At 74.3% G+C, this 17,726-nt stretch carries 14 protein-coding genes and 2 pseudogenes; 8 read left to right on the top strand and 8 right to left on the bottom strand.

Annotation, left to right across the window (positions count from 1 at the left end):
* Window positions 1-23: 23 nt before the first annotated feature.
* From ACZ6Q9_RS15205 to ACZ6Q9_RS15190, 4 genes and pseudogenes are all read right to left on the bottom strand, one after another.
* Window positions 24-686, bottom strand: a complete 663-nt coding sequence (locus tag ACZ6Q9_RS15205) for a response regulator transcription factor (RefSeq protein WP_393259609.1) — start codon at window positions 684-686, stop codon at window positions 24-26.
* Complete coding sequence (locus ACZ6Q9_RS15200; protein ID WP_393457552.1) at window positions 683-1,921, bottom strand: sensor histidine kinase; 1,239 nt, start codon at window positions 1,919-1,921, stop codon at window positions 683-685. Before ACZ6Q9_RS15200 ends, ACZ6Q9_RS15205 begins: the two co-directional genes overlap by 4 nt.
* Before the next feature lie 9 nt (window positions 1,922-1,930).
* A complete protein-coding gene (locus ACZ6Q9_RS15195; RefSeq protein WP_393259612.1) occupies window positions 1,931-2,869 on the bottom strand; it encodes a hypothetical protein in 939 nt (312 codons plus the stop codon).
* Window positions 2,870-3,036: 167 nt separating this feature from the next.
* A pseudogene (locus ACZ6Q9_RS15190) lies at window positions 3,037-3,405 on the bottom strand (ABC transporter permease); the annotation flags it as partial.
* Window positions 3,406-3,570: 165 nt separating this feature from the next.
* Here ACZ6Q9_RS15190 and ACZ6Q9_RS15185 point away from each other — a divergent pair.
* The 4 genes and pseudogenes from ACZ6Q9_RS15185 to ACZ6Q9_RS15170 all read left to right on the top strand — a co-directional run.
* Complete coding sequence (locus tag ACZ6Q9_RS15185) at window positions 3,571-4,491, top strand: hydroxymethylglutaryl-CoA lyase (RefSeq protein WP_393457546.1); 921 nt, start codon at window positions 3,571-3,573, stop codon at window positions 4,489-4,491.
* Window positions 4,492-4,724: 233 nt separating this feature from the next.
* Window positions 4,725-6,257 carry an acyl-CoA carboxylase subunit beta gene (locus ACZ6Q9_RS15180; RefSeq protein WP_393457543.1) on the top strand — a complete coding sequence of 511 codons (1,533 nt, stop codon included), beginning with the start codon at window positions 4,725-4,727 and terminating at the stop codon, window positions 6,255-6,257.
* Between the two features lie 100 nt (window positions 6,258-6,357).
* Window positions 6,358-7,512, top strand: a complete 1,155-nt coding sequence (locus ACZ6Q9_RS15175) for an acyl-CoA dehydrogenase family protein (protein WP_393457540.1) — start codon at window positions 6,358-6,360, stop codon at window positions 7,510-7,512.
* Between the two features lie 208 nt (window positions 7,513-7,720).
* Window positions 7,721-10,013, top strand: a pseudogene (locus tag ACZ6Q9_RS15170) (ATP-binding protein); the annotation flags it as partial.
* Between the two features lie 628 nt (window positions 10,014-10,641).
* Here ACZ6Q9_RS15170 and ACZ6Q9_RS15165 read toward each other — a convergent pair.
* Window positions 10,642-11,151 (bottom strand): MarR family winged helix-turn-helix transcriptional regulator, encoded by a 510-nt coding sequence (locus ACZ6Q9_RS15165; RefSeq protein WP_393259619.1) that lies wholly within the window; start codon window positions 11,149-11,151, stop codon window positions 10,642-10,644.
* Between the two features lie 102 nt (window positions 11,152-11,253).
* Here ACZ6Q9_RS15165 and ACZ6Q9_RS15160 point away from each other — a divergent pair, with 102 nt between their 5' ends.
* Both ACZ6Q9_RS15160 and ACZ6Q9_RS15155 read left to right on the top strand, forming a co-directional pair.
* Window positions 11,254-11,835, top strand: coding sequence for a YceI family protein (locus ACZ6Q9_RS15160; RefSeq protein ID WP_393259621.1), 582 nt, complete (start codon window positions 11,254-11,256; stop codon window positions 11,833-11,835).
* 305 nt (window positions 11,836-12,140) lie between these two features.
* Entirely contained in the window at window positions 12,141-13,619 is a 1,479-nt protein-coding gene (locus ACZ6Q9_RS15155; protein ID WP_393259623.1) for a glutamate-cysteine ligase family protein, read from the top strand.
* A gap of 69 nt (window positions 13,620-13,688) precedes the next feature.
* Here the strand turns inward: ACZ6Q9_RS15155 and ACZ6Q9_RS15150 are convergent, their stop codons facing one another.
* Window positions 13,689-14,927 (bottom strand): hypothetical protein, encoded by a 1,239-nt coding sequence (locus tag ACZ6Q9_RS15150; protein WP_396829197.1) that lies wholly within the window; start codon window positions 14,925-14,927, stop codon window positions 13,689-13,691.
* Window positions 14,928-15,050: 123 nt separating this feature from the next.
* On the opposite strand from ACZ6Q9_RS15150, the gene ACZ6Q9_RS15145 reads away from it, so the two are divergent.
* Window positions 15,051-15,731, top strand: coding sequence for a PASTA domain-containing protein (locus ACZ6Q9_RS15145; RefSeq protein WP_396829196.1), 681 nt, complete (start codon window positions 15,051-15,053; stop codon window positions 15,729-15,731).
* A 260-nt stretch (window positions 15,732-15,991) separates the two neighbouring features.
* Complete coding sequence (locus tag ACZ6Q9_RS15140; RefSeq protein ID WP_396829195.1) at window positions 15,992-16,783, top strand: PASTA domain-containing protein; 792 nt, start codon at window positions 15,992-15,994, stop codon at window positions 16,781-16,783.
* Between the two features lie 72 nt (window positions 16,784-16,855).
* Here the strand turns inward: ACZ6Q9_RS15140 and ACZ6Q9_RS15135 are convergent, their stop codons facing one another.
* Both ACZ6Q9_RS15135 and ACZ6Q9_RS15130 read right to left on the bottom strand, forming a co-directional pair.
* Window positions 16,856-17,290, bottom strand: a complete 435-nt coding sequence (locus tag ACZ6Q9_RS15135; RefSeq protein WP_396829194.1) for a hypothetical protein — start codon at window positions 17,288-17,290, stop codon at window positions 16,856-16,858.
* A 98-nt stretch (window positions 17,291-17,388) separates the two neighbouring features.
* On the bottom strand, window positions 17,389-17,676 hold the full coding sequence (locus ACZ6Q9_RS15130; RefSeq protein WP_357450074.1) for a hypothetical protein: 288 nt from the start codon (window positions 17,674-17,676) through the stop codon (window positions 17,389-17,391).
* Window positions 17,677-17,726: the final 50 nt, after the last annotated feature.

The following is a 17,726-nucleotide window of genomic DNA, read 5'->3' as shown; positions in this document are numbered from 1 at the left end:
GGAGCCGGCGCCCGTGGGCGGAGTCAGCCGGCGGGGCGGACGAGGCGCTGCTCGTAGGACCAGATGACCAGGTGTATCCGGTCGCGCAGGCCGAGTTTGGCCAGGACCCGGCTCACGTGGATCTTCACCGTTCCCTCGGAGAGAAACAGCCGGGCGGCGATCTCGGCGTTCGAGGATCCTCGGGCCACCTCGAGCAGCACCTCGCGTTCCCGTGGGGTGAGCACGGCCGTCGGATCCGGTCCACCCGCAGGAGCGGGCAGGTGCGCGGTGACGTGGTCGAGCAGCCGGCGGGTGGTCGACGGCGCGATGACCGCCTCGCCGCGATGCACCGCACGGATGGCGGTCAGCATCTCGTCCGCCGGGGCGTCCTTGATCAGGAATCCGCTCGCACCGGCCCGTAGCGTCGCGAAGGCGTACTCATCGAGATCGAACGTGGTCAGGACGATGACCTTGGGCTGCGGTCCAGGGGCGGCGAGCAGTCGGCGGGTCGCTGTCACGCCGTCGACGCGGGGCATCCGGACGTCCATCAGCACGACGTCTGCCGTGGTGACCGCGAGCAGTTGGAGGGCCTGCGCCCCGTCGGCCGCCTGCCCGACCACGGTCATGTCGTCCTGCGCGTCAATGACCATCGCGCCGCCCGCGCGGACGAGATCCTGGTCGTCGACGAGGAACACCCGGATCGTCATGCGGCTTTCTCCACGTCGTAGGGAAGTCGGGCGGTGACCAGGAAGCCGTCACCGTCGAGTCCGGCCGACAACGACCCCCCGACCGCGGTGATCCGTTCCCGCATTCCGACGAGACCAAGGCCGGTTCCCTGGGAGTCGACGCTTCGGCCGCCCCGGCCGCCCCGGTCGCGGACCGTCACGACCAGGCTGTCCCGGGTCCAGTTGAACCGGACCTCTGCCCGGGCGACCGGCCCGGCGTGCTTGGCGGTATTGGTCAGCGACTCCTGCACCGTGCGGAAGACCGCCAGTTCGGCGCCGGGGCTGACGCGTCGGGCAGAGCCCTCTTCGTGGTGGCTGATCGTCAGCCCGGCGGCCCGCACCCGGTCGAGCAGCTGGGGCAGGTCCCGCAGGCCCGGCTGGGGTTCGCGGGTTTCGCGGGCCCCGTTCTCTCCGCTGTCACCCTGGGCGGGAACGCGGCCAGGCTCCGGGGACCGGAGGATGCCGAGCAGGCCACGCGTGTCCGTCAGGGCGAGGCGACCGACGTTCTCGATGGTTGCCAGAACCTCCGCTGCCCGCTCCGGCTCGGTGCGAACGAGAAACTGTCCACCCTTGGCCTGACTGAGGATGACGGAGAGAGAGTGCGCGATGACGTCGTGCATGTCCCGAGCGATCCGGGTCCGTTCGTCGAGGACCGCTCGGCGGGCGCGCTCTTCCTGTTCGGTCGCGGCCTGCCGGGTGCGTTCCTCGAGTAGCGCGAGGTAGGCGAGCTGGGTGCGGCGGTACAGCCCGAAGCTCCACGCCGCGACGACGGTGGCGAGCAACAGCCCGCAGACCGGGATCGGATTCGGCCGGAGCCCGGCCGCCGTCACGCTGGGGTCCGCGACGAACCGGAGGCCGGCCAGGACGGCCGCGACGGCCGCCACGGCGAGCCCCGGCGCGGCGGCACGCCGGGCCGCGTGGACACCCAGTGAGTAGACGGCGACCGGAAAGACCAGTGCGGAGGGCAGGATCAGGAAGAGCCCGCTCGCGGCGGCCTGCAACGCGAACGCGACGCACACCACACCGTACGAGGCCAGGGGCGCCGTCCGCCGGGCCGCCAGCGCGGCATGCGCGATCAACACCCCCAACCCCAGCGGTGCGGCCCGACCGACCGGCATCGACACGAAGGCCATGTACAGCGACAGCGCGGCGACCGGGGCGCCTGCGGTGATCGCCAGCAGGAGATCGGTTCGGGTGGCTTGCCTCCAGCGCGGCATGTGTCCAGCCTAGGCAGCCGACAGGCGAACGCACCGCTCGCAGCTTGGCTGGGTGCGTCGCTGGTATCCGAGCGTTGCGGCACCGAACGCGAGGCCGAGCAGCAGCCAGGACCCGTACACGAGGGCCACGATCCGCGCGGCGCCGTCGAAGCGTACGGGACCGTCGACCAGGCCGAGTGCCTGCGTGATGGTGCCGAGCCCGGCCAGTGCCCCCATGCTGAGCAGTACGCCCGTCGCCGTCCAGCCCCCTGCGAGCAGCATCCACCGCGGAAACACCCGGCCCCACGACTGCACCAGCGCGAGGCCGAGCACCGCGGCCGCTCCGAAGAGGACCAGTTCGGCGATCGGGAATCCCTCGACCGATTCCGTACCGATCGCCGCACGGGCCACCCGGCCGCCGAGTGCCCAGTACACCTTCAGCGCGGGATACGGCAGGACCAGAAGGCAGGCGGCGTAGCCCGACCAGGAGCCCGGTGGGCGCGTCGTGCCGCGGCCACAGCCGGCGCAAGCGGCAGCGGTGGCCCGTGCGTGGGAAAGGGTGGCGGCGGCCAGGAGGGCCGTGGCCGCGAGCGCGGCAGCCCGGGCCGCGAAGCCGGCCCAGTCAACGACCGGTGGCAGGCCCGGCACACCGAGCACGGCGAGTGTGCGCAGCATGTCGAAGACGATTCCGCCGGCGGACCAGATCAGCAGGATCGTGGCGGACCAGGCGACGACCAGCACCGCTCTCCGGGGCAGCCGGACCGCGCCGGGCCGCTGCATGGCCGACGCGACCGACGCACCCAGCACGGCGCTGATCGCCGAGACCCACCAGGGCGCGAACCCCTTGGTGTAGTCGTCGCCTGCCGGCAGGGCCGACTGCGTGACCGCGGTCGCCAGGGCCGCGATGCAGGCGACAACGGTGGCCGGGACCAGCCAACCGCGCTCCGCCGCGCGGGCCCTCACGGACACCGAACCTGTCGTACCAGTGGACATGAATCCCCCTCGATCATCGACAACAGTCGCCTTCGACGATCGCCCGCGGGCCGGGGGTGCGGCATCTGCCGGCAGGCCAGAACGGATATGCCGCGGGGCATATTGACAGGCCCTCGTGTGCGTTTCCTGCCGGCCCGGCCCGGTCAGGGACCGGCCAGGGCCGTGGTGGGTGGGAGCCGGCTGGCGCGGATCGCCGGGTAGCGGCCCGCGAGGGTACCGACCAGCACCGTCGCGCCCAGGCCGCCGGCCATCGCCCAGGCCGGCACCACCGTGGGCCACTGCCGGCTGTACGCGTACAGCGCGGTGATTCCCGCCCCGAGCAGGGTGCCTCCGATCCCACCGAGGACGGAGAGCAGCAGCGCCTCGGCGAGGAACTGGACGCGGATCTGGCCCCGGGTGGCGCCCAGTGCCCGCCGTAGCCCCACCTCCGCCCGGCGTTGCCGGACGGAGATCATCGTCCTCGTCGCGCATCCCGCTCCCGTCACCCGATAGGTGCTCAGCGGGAGGCCGACCGGTTGCACGGGTGGCCGAAGTATTTCCGACGGCCGTCGGCGACGACGGTAGACCGACGATCGGGGCGGTTCCCGGGCGCGTGCGGTGAGCCACCTCGCGGGGGGCGGTATGCGGGTGGGACGCTGGAAGGACCCACGCACCACGTCACAGTGAGGTGACCCCTTATGACGGAACTGCCAGGCTTCGTGTCGATCCGGGAGGTCGGGCCGCGCGACGGGCTCCAGAACGAGGACCCGATCCCGACCGACGCCAAGGTGCGGCTGCTCGACGCCCTCTCGGGCACGGGCGTGCGGCGGATCGAGGCGGTCTCGTTCGTGCACCCGAAGGCGATCCCGCAGATGGCCGACGCCGACGAGGTGTGGCAGCGGGCCGCGAAGGCCGACGGGGTGCGCTACTCCGCGCTGGTGCCGAACACCCGGGGCGCGCAGCGCGCCCTCGCCGCCGGGTTCACCGAGATCGAGGTGGTGGTCTCGGCCAGCGACACGCACAACCGGCGCAACGTCAACCGCTCCACGGAGGAGTCGCTGGACGACATCGCCGAGCTGATCGACCTGCTGCACGGCGCCGGCGCCCAGGCGGAGGTGATCATCGCGACCAGCTTCGGCTGCCCGTACGAGGGGGACACCGACCCGGCCCGGGTGGCCGCCATCGTGGACCGGGTGGTCCGCGACGGCGCCGACCGCGTGGCGTTCGGCGACACCACCGGCATGGGTACGCCCCGCCGCGTCCGGGAGTTGCTGACCGCCGTACGCGACCGCAACGCCCACATCCCCGTGCTGCTGCACTTCCACAACACCCGGGGCACCGCGCTGGCGAACGTGCTCACCGCGCTGGAGCTGGGCGTGACCGAGTTCGACGCGAGCGTCGGCGGCCTCGGCGGCTGCCCGTACGCGCCGGGCGCCAGCGGCAACCTGGCCACCGAGGAGGCGGTGCACATGCTGCACGACATGGGCATCGACACCGGCATCGACCTGGCCGCCCTGATCGAGGTGGCGGAGTTGGCCGAGCGCCTGGTCGGCCGTCAGCTCCCCTCCGGCGTCCTCCGCGCCGGCCCCCGCACCCGCCTGACCCCCCACCCCGCCTGACCCCCACCCCTCCTCCCCCCACCCCCACCGCCACGCGATCTTGCACTTTGTGCCCGGGCGTAAGCCGTAAATGCCGCAAGCGCGGGGCCGAAAGTGCAAGATCGCGGCGCGAGGGGCCGGGGTGGGGGTTGAGGGGTGTCGGGGGTGGGGCGGTGCGGTAGCCTAACGATCGTTCAGGTCGGTTCGGTTGCCCACGAGGCGGCGGGCCACGGTGGCGGCGGTAGGGGGTCGGCGTGACGCTCGACGGTGAGGCTCTGGAGCAGCTGCGCAAGCGGGCCCGGGCCGGCGGTGCGGACAAGTACCACGCGGCGAACGCCGCCAAGGGCAAGCTCTTCGCCCGGGAGCGGGTCGCCCTCCTGGTGGACGAGGGCTCGTTCGTCGAGGACGGCCTCTACGCCAACGCGATGGCCGAGGGCCTGCCGGCCGACGGCGTGGTCACCGGCACCGCCACCATCGACGGCCGCCAGGTCTGCCTCATGGCGAACGACTCCACGGTCAAGGCCGGCAGCTGGGGCGCCCGGACCGTCGAGAAGATCATCCGGATCATCGAGCGGGCCTACTCCACCGGCGTGCCGATGGTCTACCTGGTCGACTCGGCCGGTGCCCGGATCACCGACCAGGTCGAGCTGTTCCCCGGCCGGCGCGGCGCCGGGAAGATCTTCTGGAACCAGGTCCGCGCCTCCGGCTCGATCCCGCAGGTCTGCGCGCTGTTCGGGCCGAGCGCGGCCGGCGGTGCGTACATTCCGGCGTTCTGCGACGTGGTCGCGATGGTCGACGGCAACGCCAGCATGTACCTCGGCTCCGACCGGATGGTCGAGATGGTCACCGGGGAGAAGACCACCCTGGAGGCGATGGGCGGGGCCAAGGTGCACTGCGCCGAGTCGGGCGTCGGGCACTTCCTCTGCAAGACCGAGGCCGACGCGCTCGACGTGGTGAAGCGCTACCTGTCCTACCTCCCGGCCAACTGGACGCAGGCGCCGCCGGTCGCCGAGGCCGTGCCCGCGCCGGAGAAGGCCGACCTCGCCGCGCTGGTGCCGGCGAGCGAGCGGCAGGCGTTCGACATGCGGCGGTACGTCAAGGGCCTGCTCGACGACGGTTCCTTCTTCGAGATCCAGGCGCTCTGGGCCAAGGAGCTGACCATCGGCTTCGGCCGGCTGAACGGCGAGGTCGTCGGCGTGGTGGGCAACAACTCCATGTTCAAGGGCGGGGTGCTCTTCGTCGACTCGGCCGACAAGGCGACCCGGTTCGTGCAGCTCTGCGACGCGTTCAACGTGCCGCTGCTCTTCCTCTCCGACGTGCCCGGGTTCATGGTCGGCAGTGCGGTGGAGAAGCAGGGCATCATCCGGCACGGCGCCAAGATGATCACCGCGATCTCGGAGGCGACCGTGCCGAAGATCTGCGTGGTGGTCCGCAAGGCGTACGGCGCCGGCCTCTACGCGATGGCCGGGCCCGGCTTCGAGCCGGACGCCACGATCGCGCTGCCCACCGCCAAGATCGCCGTGATGGGCGCCGAGGCGGCGGTCAACGCGGTCTACGCCAACAAGATCGCCGCGATCGCCGACGAGGCCGAGCGGGCCGCCTTCGTCGCCGCGAAGCGCGAGGAGTACGAGCGCGACATCGACGTCGTCCGGCTCGCCAGCGAGCTGGTGGTGGACGCGATCGTCGAGCCGCACGAGCTGCGCGCCGAGCTGACCCGCCGGTTCGCCGCCGCCCGCACGAAGGAGCGGCACTTCTCCCGGCGCCGGCACGGCGTCACCCCGGTCTGATCCCGCCGCCGGCCCCACCCGGCCGGCGCGGGCCCGACCCGCACCAGCGACCCGTCCCGGCGTCACGAGCGCCCGGCGGCCCGTCACACAGGAGGAATCCATGGACTTCCGGCTCACCGAGGAGCAAGAGGCGCTGCGGGAGAGCGTGCGGGAATTCGCGCGCGAGGTGGTGGCCCCGGTCATCGCGGAGCACTACGAGAAGCACACCTTCCCGTACGAGGTGATCCGGCAGATGGGCAAGATGGGCCTGTTCGGGCTGCCCTTCGCCGAGGAGCACGGCGGCATGGGCGGCGACTACTTCGCGCTCTGCCTCGCCCTGGAGGAGCTGGCCCGGGTCGACTCCAGCGTGGCGATCACCCTGGAGGCGGCGGTGTCGCTGGGCGCGATGCCGATCTACCGCTTCGGCACGGAGGAGCAGAAGGCGCAGTGGCTGCCGAAGCTGCTCAGCGGCGAGGCACTGGCCGGCTTCGGCCTCACGGAGCCCGGCTTCGGCTCGGACGCGGGCGGCACGCAGACCCGCGCGGTGCTCGACGAGTCCACGGGCGAGTGGGTGATCAACGGCTCGAAGGCGTTCATCACCAACTCGGGCACCGACATCACCGCCCTGGTCACCGTCACCGCGGTCACCGGCATCCGCCCGGACGGCGCCAAGGAACTGTCCACCATCATCGTGCCGGCCAGCACCCCGGGCTTCAGCGTCGCGCCGGGCTACTCCAAGGTCGGCTGGACCGCCTCGGACACCCACGAGCTGACCTTCGACGACTGCCGGGTGCCGGCGGCCAACCTGCTCGGCGAGCGTGGCCGGGGCTTCGCCCAGTTCCTGCGCATCCTCGACGAGGGCCGGATCGCCATCGCCGCCCTGGCCGTGGGCCTCGCCCAGGGCTGCGTCGACGAGTCGATCAGGTACGCGAAGGAGCGCGAGGCGTTCGGCCAGCCGATCGGCAACTACCAGGCGATCCAGTTCAAGATCGCCGACATGGAGATGAAGGCGCACACGGCCCGGCTGGCCTACTACGACGCCGCCGCCCGGATGCTCGCCGGCGAGCCGTTCAAGCGGCAGGCCGCCATCGCCAAGTTGCACGCCAGCACCGTCGCCGTCGACAACGCCCGGGAGGCGACCCAGATCCACGGCGGCTACGGCTTCATGAACGAGTACCCGGTGGCGCGCTTCTGGCGTGACTCCAAGATCCTGGAGATCGGCGAGGGTACGTCCGAGGTGCAGCGCATGATCATTGCGCGCGACCTGGGCATGTGACGTCGCCGGGTCCGGCGGCGTCGGGCAGTCGACCCCCGCCGCCGGACCCGGCCCCCGCGCTTCCGGCGACCGGCCCACGGCGGGCCCCGGCCCCGCGCCCCCGTCGACCGGCCCACGGCCGGGCCCGCTGTCGGATATCCGCACCGCGGCGTCGGCAGGGCGACGCTCGGCTGCCGCCGGTCGCACCCCGTCCGTACTCTTCCTGCCCATGACTCCGGTTCATGATCGTTCGCGGCATCCGGGCGGTCGTACCGGCTTCCCGGAGCTGTTGCGCGGGCACCGGCTCGCCGCCGGCCTCACCCAGGCCGAGCTGGCGGCCCGGGCCGGCGTCGGTGTCCGCACCGTCCGTGACCTGGAGCGGGGCCGGTCGTCCCGGCCGCAGCGCACCACCGTCGAGCTGCTCGCCGGCGCGCTGGAGCTGACCGGTGCCGCCCGGTCGGCGTTCCTCGCCGCCGCCCGGGGGCAGGCGCCGGCCGCGCCGCCGGTCGCCCTGGTCGGCGCGCCGCCGGCTCGCCTCGACGCCGACCACCACGTCGGTACGCCGGTCGCGCTCCCGCTCCCGGTCGCGCTGATCGGCCGGGACACCGACCTCGCCGAGCTGGTCGGGCTGCTCACCGACGGGCGCGGTCCCCGGCTGGTGAGCCTGGTCGGGCTGGCCGGCGTCGGCAAGACCGCGCTCGCCCTGTCGGTGGCCCACGCGGTCGTCGACCAATACCCCGGCGGGGCGGCCGGCGTGCTCATCGGCGAGGGCTCCGACGCCGCCGACGTGCTCGCCGCCTCCGTGGCCGTCTTCGGGGTCGGCCGGATGCCCGAGCTGGCCGCCCGACTCGACGGCCGGCCGGCGCTGCTGCTCGTGGACGCGGCCGAGCGGGCGCCCGATGCCGTCGCCGAGACGGTGCACCGGCTCGCCGGCGCGGTGCCGTCGCTGCGGGTGCTGGTCACCGGCCGACACCCGGTGGGCCTGCCCGGGGAGCGGGTGTGGCCGGTCTCCCCGCTCGACGTACCCCCGCCGGGGAGCGAGCGGGCCGGCCCGTCGGCGCTGGCCGACTACCCGGCGGTGGCGCTGTTCACCGCCCGGCTCGCCCAGGTGCGCCGGGAGCCGCCCGGCCCGACCGAGCTGCCCGCCCTGGCAGCGCTGGTACGCCGCCTCGGTGGCCTGCCGCTGGCCATCGAGCTGATGGCGGCCCGGGGCCGGATCCTCGACCTCAACGAACTGCTCGACCGGTACGGGGACCGCGTCCTCGACCTGGCCACCTCGTCGGGGGCGGCCGAGCGTCCGGGCTGGGACACGGCGGAGCCGAGCCACCCGGAGGGGCCCCGGGCGGCGGTGGCCGAGACGCTGCGGGACGCGGTGGCCACCAGCTACCGCCTCCTCGCCCCCGCCGAGCGGGCCGCGTTGCGCCGGCTCGCCGCCTTCGGCAACCGCTGGTCGGTCGAGCTGGCCGAGGAGATGCTCGCCGACGACGTCGACCGGGACGGCACGGTCGCGGTGGACCCGGTCCCGCTGCTGGACCGGTTCCTGGAACTCGGCCTGCTGAGCGTCCGGGGCACCGGGCCGTTCCGGTTCCGCCTGCTCGACGCCGTACGGGACTTCGCCGCCGAGCAGGCCACCGGCGCCGGCGAGCTGACCGCGATCCGGCGCCGGCACGCCCGGGTCGTCGCCCGCCTGGTGGCCCGGACCGCGCCGGAGCTGGCGGGTGCCGACCTGCCGGCCGCGGTGCACCCGCTGGACGAGGTGAGCGGCGACATCAGCTCCGCCCTGGCCCACGCCGCCGTCGACGACCCGTTGACGGCACTGCGGTTGGCGGCGGCGCTGTCCCGGTGGTGGCGCTTCCGGGGGCGGGACGTCCCCGGCCGGCAGTGGCTGCGCCGGCTGCTGGCGGACCCGCGCACCGCCGACGCCGACCCGGTGCTGCGGGCCTGGGCGTCGCTGGGGGTGGCCCGGCTCGCCGCCGAGCACGGCGCCGGGGCCGAGGAGGTGCCGGCGGCGCTGGCGGCGCTGGCCGCGTTCCGGGACGCCGGCGACGTCACCGGGGAGGTGGAGGCGGGGGCCGTGCTCTGCGCGCTGCTGGTCGCCCTCGGCCGGCACGACGAGGCGCGGGAGCAGGCCGAGGCGGTGCTCGCGCTGGCCGGCCGGGGCGGCCGGGTCCGGGACATGGCGGTGGCGCAGAACAACCTCGCCTGGCACGACATCCGGGTCGGCGACCTCGCGGCAGCCCGCCGCCGGCTGGCTGCGGTCGACCGGCTGGCCGCGGAGTGCGGGGAGCAGCGGCTGCGGGTGCTCGCGCGGGCCAACCTCGCCGAGGTGTCCCGCCTGGAGGGCCGGTACGCCGACGCCGTCGACCAGGGCCGGCGGGTGCTGGAGGCGCTGGCCGACCTCGGCGACCCCGGCGACCCCGGCCACCGTCGCCGGGTGCTCGGCACCGTGGGCCTGGCGCTGGCCCGGGACGGGCGCCCCACCGAGGCGGCCGAGGTGCTGGCCGAGCTACGCCCGACCGCGACCCCGGTGCCGCCGTCGCCGCGTCTCGGGGAGGACGGGTGGCCCGGGGGTGCCCGCTGGGCACCGGTGCGCGGGACCCGCCCCGAGGACGGGATCTGCGCGTTGATCGAGGGGAACCTGGCCCTGCGCCGGGGCGACCGCGATCTGGCGGCGGAGTGGTTCGCCGCCGCCGCGGAGGCCGGCGCCGAGGGCCAGAACCGGCGCGACGTGGTGGAGGCGTTGGTGGGACTGGCCGCGAGCACGGCGGACCCCACCGTGCTGGACCGCCTGGACCGGGCCTGCCGACGCAGCGGCATCCGACTGCTGCCGCAGGAGGAGGAACTGCTCTACGCGCTGACGGCGGGCCGGCGCGGCGGCGGCCCCGCGACCACGTAGACCGGCCGCGGCTGGCCGCGCCGTGGCCGGGAGCGGGTGCGCCCCGCGGAGCGGGCCGGGGTGGCGCGGGCGACGAAGCCCCTCTTGCTACCCCTCGCTCGTCGCCCGCGCCGTCACCCCCCGGTGCGTCCCCACTGCCCGAAGACTAGCCACCGCGCGCTCGCGACTCCGTCCGGTTTGATCGACTATCTCCCGCGGGCGCGGCACTTCTGCCGCTCTTTCTGCCGGTGCCCGGTCGCGCCCTGATCGACCGGTCAGGCCGGGGCGGTCGCGCCGTCCGCGGTCGGGGCCGACTCGCTGCTCCCGGCGGTGGCGCCCGGGTGGACGGCGTCCCGCACCCGGCGCAGGCCGTCGAGCAGGGCGTCCAGCGCCGCCGGCTCGAGCTGGCCGGTGAACCACTGCTCGATGATCCGCAGGTGCCCGGGCATGGTCTCGTCGAGCCGCTGCATGCCGGCGGCCGTGACCACCGCGTACGAGCTGCGCCGGTCGGAGGGGCAGGCGCGCCGGGTGAGCAGGCCGTCACGCTCCATCCGGTCGACCACCCGGGTGACCCCGCTCGTGGAGAGGGAGGTCTGCGCGGCCAGGTCGGTCATCCGCAGTTGGTTGCCCGGCGAGCGGGCGAGCCGGGTCAGCACCTCGAACTCGACGGGCGAGAGGTCGTGCTCCTCGAACTGGGCGGCGAACCGGGCCGACAGGCCGGCGTGCGCCTCGTAGAGCAGGCCGACGGCGGTGATCCGGGGATCGTCGAACGCGTTCTGGTTCACCTGTTCATCCTAGCAGTACTTGACACAGGGAATGTTGTTGGCTCTATAGTTGCTGCAACAGTCGTTGAGCAACTCAATCAAGCTTCCACGGAGGGCAGCTTCATGACCAGCAGCACCGCACCGGTTACCCGCGACTGGGACGGCCTCACCATCCCCAGCGCCGGCACCTACGCGCTCGACGCGGCGCACAAGCGCGTCGGCTTCGTCGCCCGGCACATGATGGTCAGCAAGGTACGCGGTGAATTCGCGGACGCCTCCGCCACCATCACCGTCGCCGACGACCCGCTGCAGTCCTCGGTGTCCGCGACCATCCAGGCCGCCAGCATCAACACCAACCAGGCCGACCGGGACGCGCACCTGCGCAGCCCGGAGTTCCTGGACGCCGAGGCATTCCCGACCCTGGAGTACCGCAGCACCGGCGTCAAGTCCCGCGACGGCAACGAGTTCGTCCTCTCGGGCGAGCTGACGGTCAAGGGCGTCACCCGCCCGGTCGACCTGGAGGTCGAGTTCGAGGGCGTCGGCCGCAGCCCGTTCGGTCAGGACATCTTCGGCTTCTCCGCCTCGGCCGAGATCGACCGCGAGGAGTTCGGCCTGACCTGGAACGTCGCCCTGGAGACCGGCGGCGTGCTGGTCGGCAAGAAGATCAAGATCGAGATCGAGGGCGAGGCCGTCCGCCAGGCCTGATCCGCCGTACCGCATCCGGGCCCGCGCCGCACCACGGCGCGGGCCCGATGCGTGTCCACGGGCAAGAGCACGGCCGGTGCGATTTGTCACGACTCATTCGCGGCCCGGTCCGCGTAGCGGGCCGTACGGGCTGGGTAGAGATGCCGCCGGGAGCGTGCTGGCCGGCCGGCTGCGGCCGTCCCGGCCGCTGGACAGCCGGGTTCCGCCTCTGGTCCCGGCGAGGTCGGCGCTCTTACCGTGGATGGTTCACCACGCGCATTCCGGGCCGGGCGCGGTCCCGACTGCGCCTCGCGCCGGGAGGAAACATGGGCAGGGACGTCGAGCAGGGCGCCTTCTCCCGGGAGGACCGGGTCCGTTACCGGCAGAAGGTCCGGCGGTGCCTGGACGTCTTCGCCCTGATGCTGGACGACTTCGGCTTCGACGCCGACCGCCCCATGACCGGGCTGGAGATCGAGCTGAACCTGGTCGACTCGTCCGCCGAGCCGGCGATGCGCAACGACCAGATCCTCGCCGACATCGCCGACCCGCTCTTCCAGACCGAGCTGGGGCAGTTCAACCTGGAGCTGAACGCGCCACCCCGGCTGATCGAGGGGTCGGGCTTCGCCGACTACGAGCGGGACCTGCGCGGCAGCCTCACCCGGGCCGACGAGCGGGCGACCCGGTCGGACGCGAAGATCGTCCTGGTCGGCATCCTGCCCACCCTCACCGAGCGGCACCTGGTGGTGGACAACCTCTCCACCAACGAGCGCTACCGGGTGCTCAACGACCAGATCGTCGGCGCGCGCGGCGAGGACATCGAACTCGACATCCGGGGTGTCGAGCGGTTGCAGACCCACACCGACTCGATCGCCCCCGAGGCCGCCTGCACCAGCCTCCAGTTCCACCTCCAGGTCGCTCCGGACAGCTTCGCCGACTACTGGAACGCCTCGCAGGCCATCGCCGGGGTGCAGGTGGCCGTCGGGGCGAACTCGCCGTTCCTCTACGGCCGGCAGCTCTGGGCGGAGACCCGGATCGCCCTGTTCCAGCAGGCCACCGACACCCGGCCGGACGAGCTGAAGGCCCAGGGCGTACGCCCTCGGGTCTGGTTCGGGGAACGCTGGATCACCTCGATCTTCGACCTGTTCGAGGAGAACGTCCGCTATTTCCCGCCGCTGCTGCCGATCTGCGAGGACGAGGACCCGGTCGAGGTGCTGCACGGCGGCGGCGTACCGGAGCTGGGCGAGCTGCGCCTGCACAACGGCACCGTCTACCGGTGGAACCGGCCGGTCTACGACATCATGAACGGCCGCCCGCACCTGCGGGTGGAGAACCGGGTGCTGCCGGCCGGCCCGACCGTGGTCGACATGCTGGCCAACGCCGCCTTCTACTTCGGCTTGGCCAGGGGGCTGGCCGAGGCGGACCGGCCGATCTGGAGCCAGCTCACCTTCAGCTCGGCGGAGGAGAACTTCCACGCCGCCGCCCGGCGCGGCATGGACGCCGTCCTGCACTGGCCCCGCCTCGGCGAGGTGCCGGTGACCAAGCTGGTCCTGGACGTCCTGCTGCCCAAGGCCGCCGCCGGGCTGGACCGGTTCGGGGTGGCGTCGGCCGAACGCGACCGGCTGCTCGGCATCATCGAGCAGCGCTGCCGGACGGGCCGCAACGGCGCCGTCTGGCAGACCGAGGCGGTCTGGGCGGCCGAGCGGCACCGGGGCATGGACCGGGACGCCGCCCTGCACCACATGGTGCAGCGCTACGCCGAGCTGCAACGCGGCAACGAGCCCGTGCACACCTGGCCGGTCGACTGACCGACCCGCCGGGGCGGGGCCCGGTGGTGGCGCCGCTGCCCGGCACCCGTGAGGTCCGCCTGCGTCCCCTCAGCGGGTGCGGCGGCCGGACCGGGGACGGCGGCCGTCGGGCCCGCGATCCTCCGGGTCGGGGTCCAGGGACGCGGCGGGCTGCCCGTCGGACGTCGGCGCCGCCGGGTCCGCCCCGGAAGCCGGCGCGGCTGCTTCCCCAGTCGGCGTGGCCGGTTCCCCGGCCCGCTCCGGGACGTCGGACGTCGGGCGAAGGGCGCCGGTGTCGGCACGGGCCGGGGCGCCGTGCTCCTCCGACACCGGGTGACCGGGCACGACGGACGGCTCGCCGGTGCGCTGCCGGGGCACCGTCACCGGACCGCGCCCAGCGGCCCGCCGGGCGGCCCGCTGGGCGAGGGCGGCGACCAGGACGGAACCGCCGACCCCGATGATCACCGCGTACGGGGCGGTCAGGTGTGCCGACACCTGCTCCGGGCTGATCGCGGTCACCCTCGGCACCGCCAGGAAGTACGCGATCGCGACCAACAGGGGACCGGCCGCGCCCGAGGCGGCCGCCCCGACCCGCCGGTCGGCGTGCCGGGCGCTGCCCCGAGCGGCCAGGGCCCCGATCACCAGTGCTGAGCCGAGCGACAGCAGCGCCCCGGGCCAGTAGAAGTAGTCCCGGATCCAGAACCGTCCGTCGTCGGAGCTGAGCTGCCAGATGCCGAGTTGGGCGCTGGTCAGCCCGCGCCCGGCCAGCACCCCGTCGAGCACGGCGACCACGGCGAGCAGCCAGAGCCAGCCCACGGTGGCGATCACGTTGTTGGCGGCGGCCCGCGAGCGCAGCGCCCAGACGGCCGTCGACACCCCGACCAGGACGCCGACCGCCGCGTACGCGGCGGCGACGTTCCGGGGGGAGGCGGTGTCCGCCGCCACGGCCGCCCGCGCCGGCACGGCCACCAGCAGCACGGTGACCAGCGCCCCCACCCCGCCGGCCACGGCGAGCGCGACGTGCCGGAGGAGGCCGTCGCCCGGCCCGGCTTCGGGCTCGACCGCCGTCGCGTCGTCGGGGGCGCCGCCGGGCACCGGGGCGCGGTCGCGCAGCCGCTGGGCGCACACCGCGCCGAAGACCGTCGAGGTGGCCGCGATCCAGGTGGCCCAGACCAGGCCGGCCACCCAGGCGGTCGCGCCGGCGTTGGCGTCCGCCGGTGCCCAGTTGACGATGCCCAGCCCGTAGCCGAAGCCCAGTTGGGCCGCGCTCGCGCCGGCAGCGACGCCGACCGCGATCGCGATCGATCCTCCCCAGCCCCGTCTGGCCATGCCGGGGAGCGTAACGTCCCGTGCTCGGCGCGGCGAGTCGTCACGGTTCCGCCGGGGTGACCGCGACCGCGTCGGGCTTGGCGGGGGCGGGTACGGTCGCCGGTGATCGAGGCGGTGGAAGGCATGACGGACGGGTACACGGGCGGGGGCGCCGGCGCGCGGGACGACGCCGGAGCGGGCCGGACGACCACGCGGCTCGGCGGCGGGCTGGCCGTCGTGCTGCTCGCCGCCGTCGGCGCGACGGGTGGCTGGCTCCTGGCCGGCGAGAACGACCGACCCACCCCACCGGACGCGGCGGCGACGGCTCCGCCCACCGGCACCCGGAGCGCCGCCCACCCGACGCCGGGGCGGTTGACGTCGTCGCCGGCGCGGACGAGCGCGCCGGCCCGCCCCGCCGGCCTGACGGTCCCCGAGGTGGTCGGGGAGGACTTCGCCGAGGCCCGCGACGAGTTGCGTGAGCGGCGGTTGGGCTGGCGACTGGTCTTCCTGGGCGGCGCGGGGCGGACGGTGGAGCGCGCCTCCCCGGCGGTCGGGACGCAGGTGCAGCCGGGGCGCACCGTGACGCTCTACGTGAGCGGTCCGGCCCCGGCCGCGACGGTGCCGGACGTGGTGGGCGACGACTGCGACGAGGCGGGGGACGACCTCGTCGACGAGGGCTTCTACCCGCAGTACGGTTCGGGTCGGACCGGTACCGTCACCCGTCAGGACCCGCCCGGCGACAGCACGGGCAGGTGGAACGACCAGGTGTCGGTCTGGTGCGATGCGGCACCGGCGGGCTCGGGCTCCGCCACCCCGACGCCGTGACGGAGCGTCCGGCACGCTGATCCCGGCCGATGGCCGTCCGGACCGCTAGGTTGGCGGTCAGGGGCCACGAAGCCTGCCCGGGTCGGGAAAGGGACGTGCGATGAGCGAGCGTCAGCGAGCGAGTCATCGGCGCGGTGCGGTGGTGCCTCGTGTCGGCACGGAGCGAAGCGGAGTGCCGGCATGAGCGAGCGTCAGCGAGCGAGTCATCGGCGCGGTGCGGTGGTGCCTCGTGTCGGCACGCAGCGAAGCGGAGTGCCGGCATGAGCGACGACCGCCAGGAACCGCCCGCCGGGGAACACGACGACCAAACCCGCCCGCTGCCCCCGTCCGCCGGGCCGGAGCCGGCCGACCGCACCCAGCGGCTGCCCGGCCCGAAGGGCCCTCCGCCCGCCGGGGGCGACGCCACCCGGTCGATGCCCGCCGACCGCGCCGCCCCGCTGGACCGTACGGCCGCCATGCCGCCCGAGCGGTCCGGCCCGGCGGCCTGGTCCGGGCGCGCGGAGGTGCCGCCGCCCCGGCCGGCGGATCCCCGGGAGGCCGCCGAGTGGTACGCCGAGGAGCCCGGCGGGCGGCGCTGGTGGCTGCCGATCCTGTGGGGGGTGGTCGTGCTGCTGCTGCTCGGCCTGCTCGGGGTCGGGCTGTGGCTGGCCCTCCAGTCCGCGGACGACGACGATCCGGCCGTTCCGGGCCTGTCGCCCTCCCCGTCGGTCACCCGCGCGTCGCCGACGACCCCCGCGCCGACCTCGGCTGTCCCGACCACCTCGCCCTCCGCGCCGCCGACCACCTCGGCGCCGGCGCAGGTGCCGATGCCGCCCGTGGTGAACCTGCCGCTGGCGACGGCGCAGGCGATCCTGGACGACCTCGGGCTGGGTCATCGGGTGGAGTACCAGGAGTCCGACCGCCCTGAGGGCACCGTGATCCGCACCGAACCGGAGGCCGGCGAACTCGTCCCCGACGGGGAGGAGGTCACCCTGGTGGTGTCCCGTGGCGCGGCGTCGCCGACCGGCGGCGAACCCACGCCGACGACGGCCGGGCCGACCGCCACCAGGTGAGCCGCCGCTGACCGGGCGGCCCGGGACCGTCACCGCTCCGGGTGGTGCACGAACGAGCGGCGGCCGACCGGGTCACCACATTCGGCGTCTGGTTCCGACCAGGCCGAGCCCGGCCAGCGAGATGGCCAGACCGAAGACCCCGGACCAGAAGAGGGAACGGCGGACGTCGTCCGGCGACTGTCGGGCGGCCTCGGCGGTGCCGTCCGACGAACCGGCCGGCACGTCGGTTCCGGTCTCGTCGGCGGCGCCGAGTGCGCCCGCTCCGTCCGGGGAGTACGGGGCGTCGAAGGCGTCCTGCCCGTCGTCGCCGGCCGGCGGGTCGTCGTCGGCCACGGTGATCTCCGGTGCGGGGACCGGGGCGGTCAGCCGGGTGGTGGACGACAGGGCGGGGTCGCGGACCACGACCACGAGTGTCGTGGCGGCGCCGATCAGCGCCAGGATTCCGAAGGCGTAGGCGATGCGGGAGCGGTGGTGCCGCCGCGCGGCGGACTGATTGACCATGGCCATCCCAGGTTCGGGGTCCTGGACGCGCGGGGTGGAACCTGCCGGGGTGGGCGTACCTCATTCTATGGCGGGGCACGCCCCCCGGCTGCCGATCGCGGAGGTCAGCCCACCCGGAGCGGGGTGCGGGCGACGGGCCGGCGCGGTGCCCGCACGGCGTGCGTACGGGGCTCAGGAGCCGCCTGCAGTTGGCGCAGACCCTCCCGCTGGACGAAGATCGACCGCCGGTTGACCGCGTCCCCCGAGGCGTTCAACTCGTAGCCGTCGAGCCAGATCCAGCCGTCGTAGGTCGGCCAGTCGAGCACCCGGATGACCCGGAACGTGATGGGCCTGAGGAACTGGACACTCGCCGCGCGAGTCACGTGCAGTACGTCACCGGAGCGGGGAAGCACATGGGCTCCTGGGAAGGGTCGGCCGGCGGACGGGCCGGCGGGAGCGGGTC

Source organism: Micromonospora sp. NPDC049139, assembly GCF_055586845.1.
This window is presented reverse-complemented; position numbering and strand designations above follow the sequence as displayed.

Bases quoted from the DNA above. Each gene is read 5' to 3' on its own strand.
- ACZ6Q9_RS15205 (WP_393259609.1), bottom strand. From the start codon at position 686: ATGACGATCCGGGTGTTCCTCGTCGACGACCAGGATCTCGTCCGCGCG.
- ACZ6Q9_RS15200 (WP_393457552.1), bottom strand. From the start codon at position 1,921: ATGCCGCGCTGGAGGCAAGCCACCCGAACCGATCTCCTGCTGGCGATC.
- ACZ6Q9_RS15185 (WP_393457546.1), top strand. From the start codon at position 3,571: ATGACGGAACTGCCAGGCTTCGTGTCGATCCGGGAGGTCGGGCCGCGC.
- ACZ6Q9_RS15175 (WP_393457540.1), top strand. From the start codon at position 6,358: ATGGACTTCCGGCTCACCGAGGAGCAAGAGGCGCTGCGGGAGAGCGTG.
- ACZ6Q9_RS15160 (WP_393259621.1), top strand. From the start codon at position 11,254: ATGACCAGCAGCACCGCACCGGTTACCCGCGACTGGGACGGCCTCACC.
- ACZ6Q9_RS15155 (WP_393259623.1), top strand. From the start codon at position 12,141: ATGGGCAGGGACGTCGAGCAGGGCGCCTTCTCCCGGGAGGACCGGGTC.
- ACZ6Q9_RS15150 (WP_396829197.1), bottom strand. From the start codon at position 14,927: ATGGCCAGACGGGGCTGGGGAGGATCGATCGCGATCGCGGTCGGCGTC.
- ACZ6Q9_RS15145 (WP_396829196.1), top strand. From the start codon at position 15,051: ATGACGGACGGGTACACGGGCGGGGGCGCCGGCGCGCGGGACGACGCC.
- ACZ6Q9_RS15140 (WP_396829195.1), top strand. From the start codon at position 15,992: ATGAGCGACGACCGCCAGGAACCGCCCGCCGGGGAACACGACGACCAA.
- ACZ6Q9_RS15135 (WP_396829194.1), bottom strand. From the start codon at position 17,290: ATGGCCATGGTCAATCAGTCCGCCGCGCGGCGGCACCACCGCTCCCGC.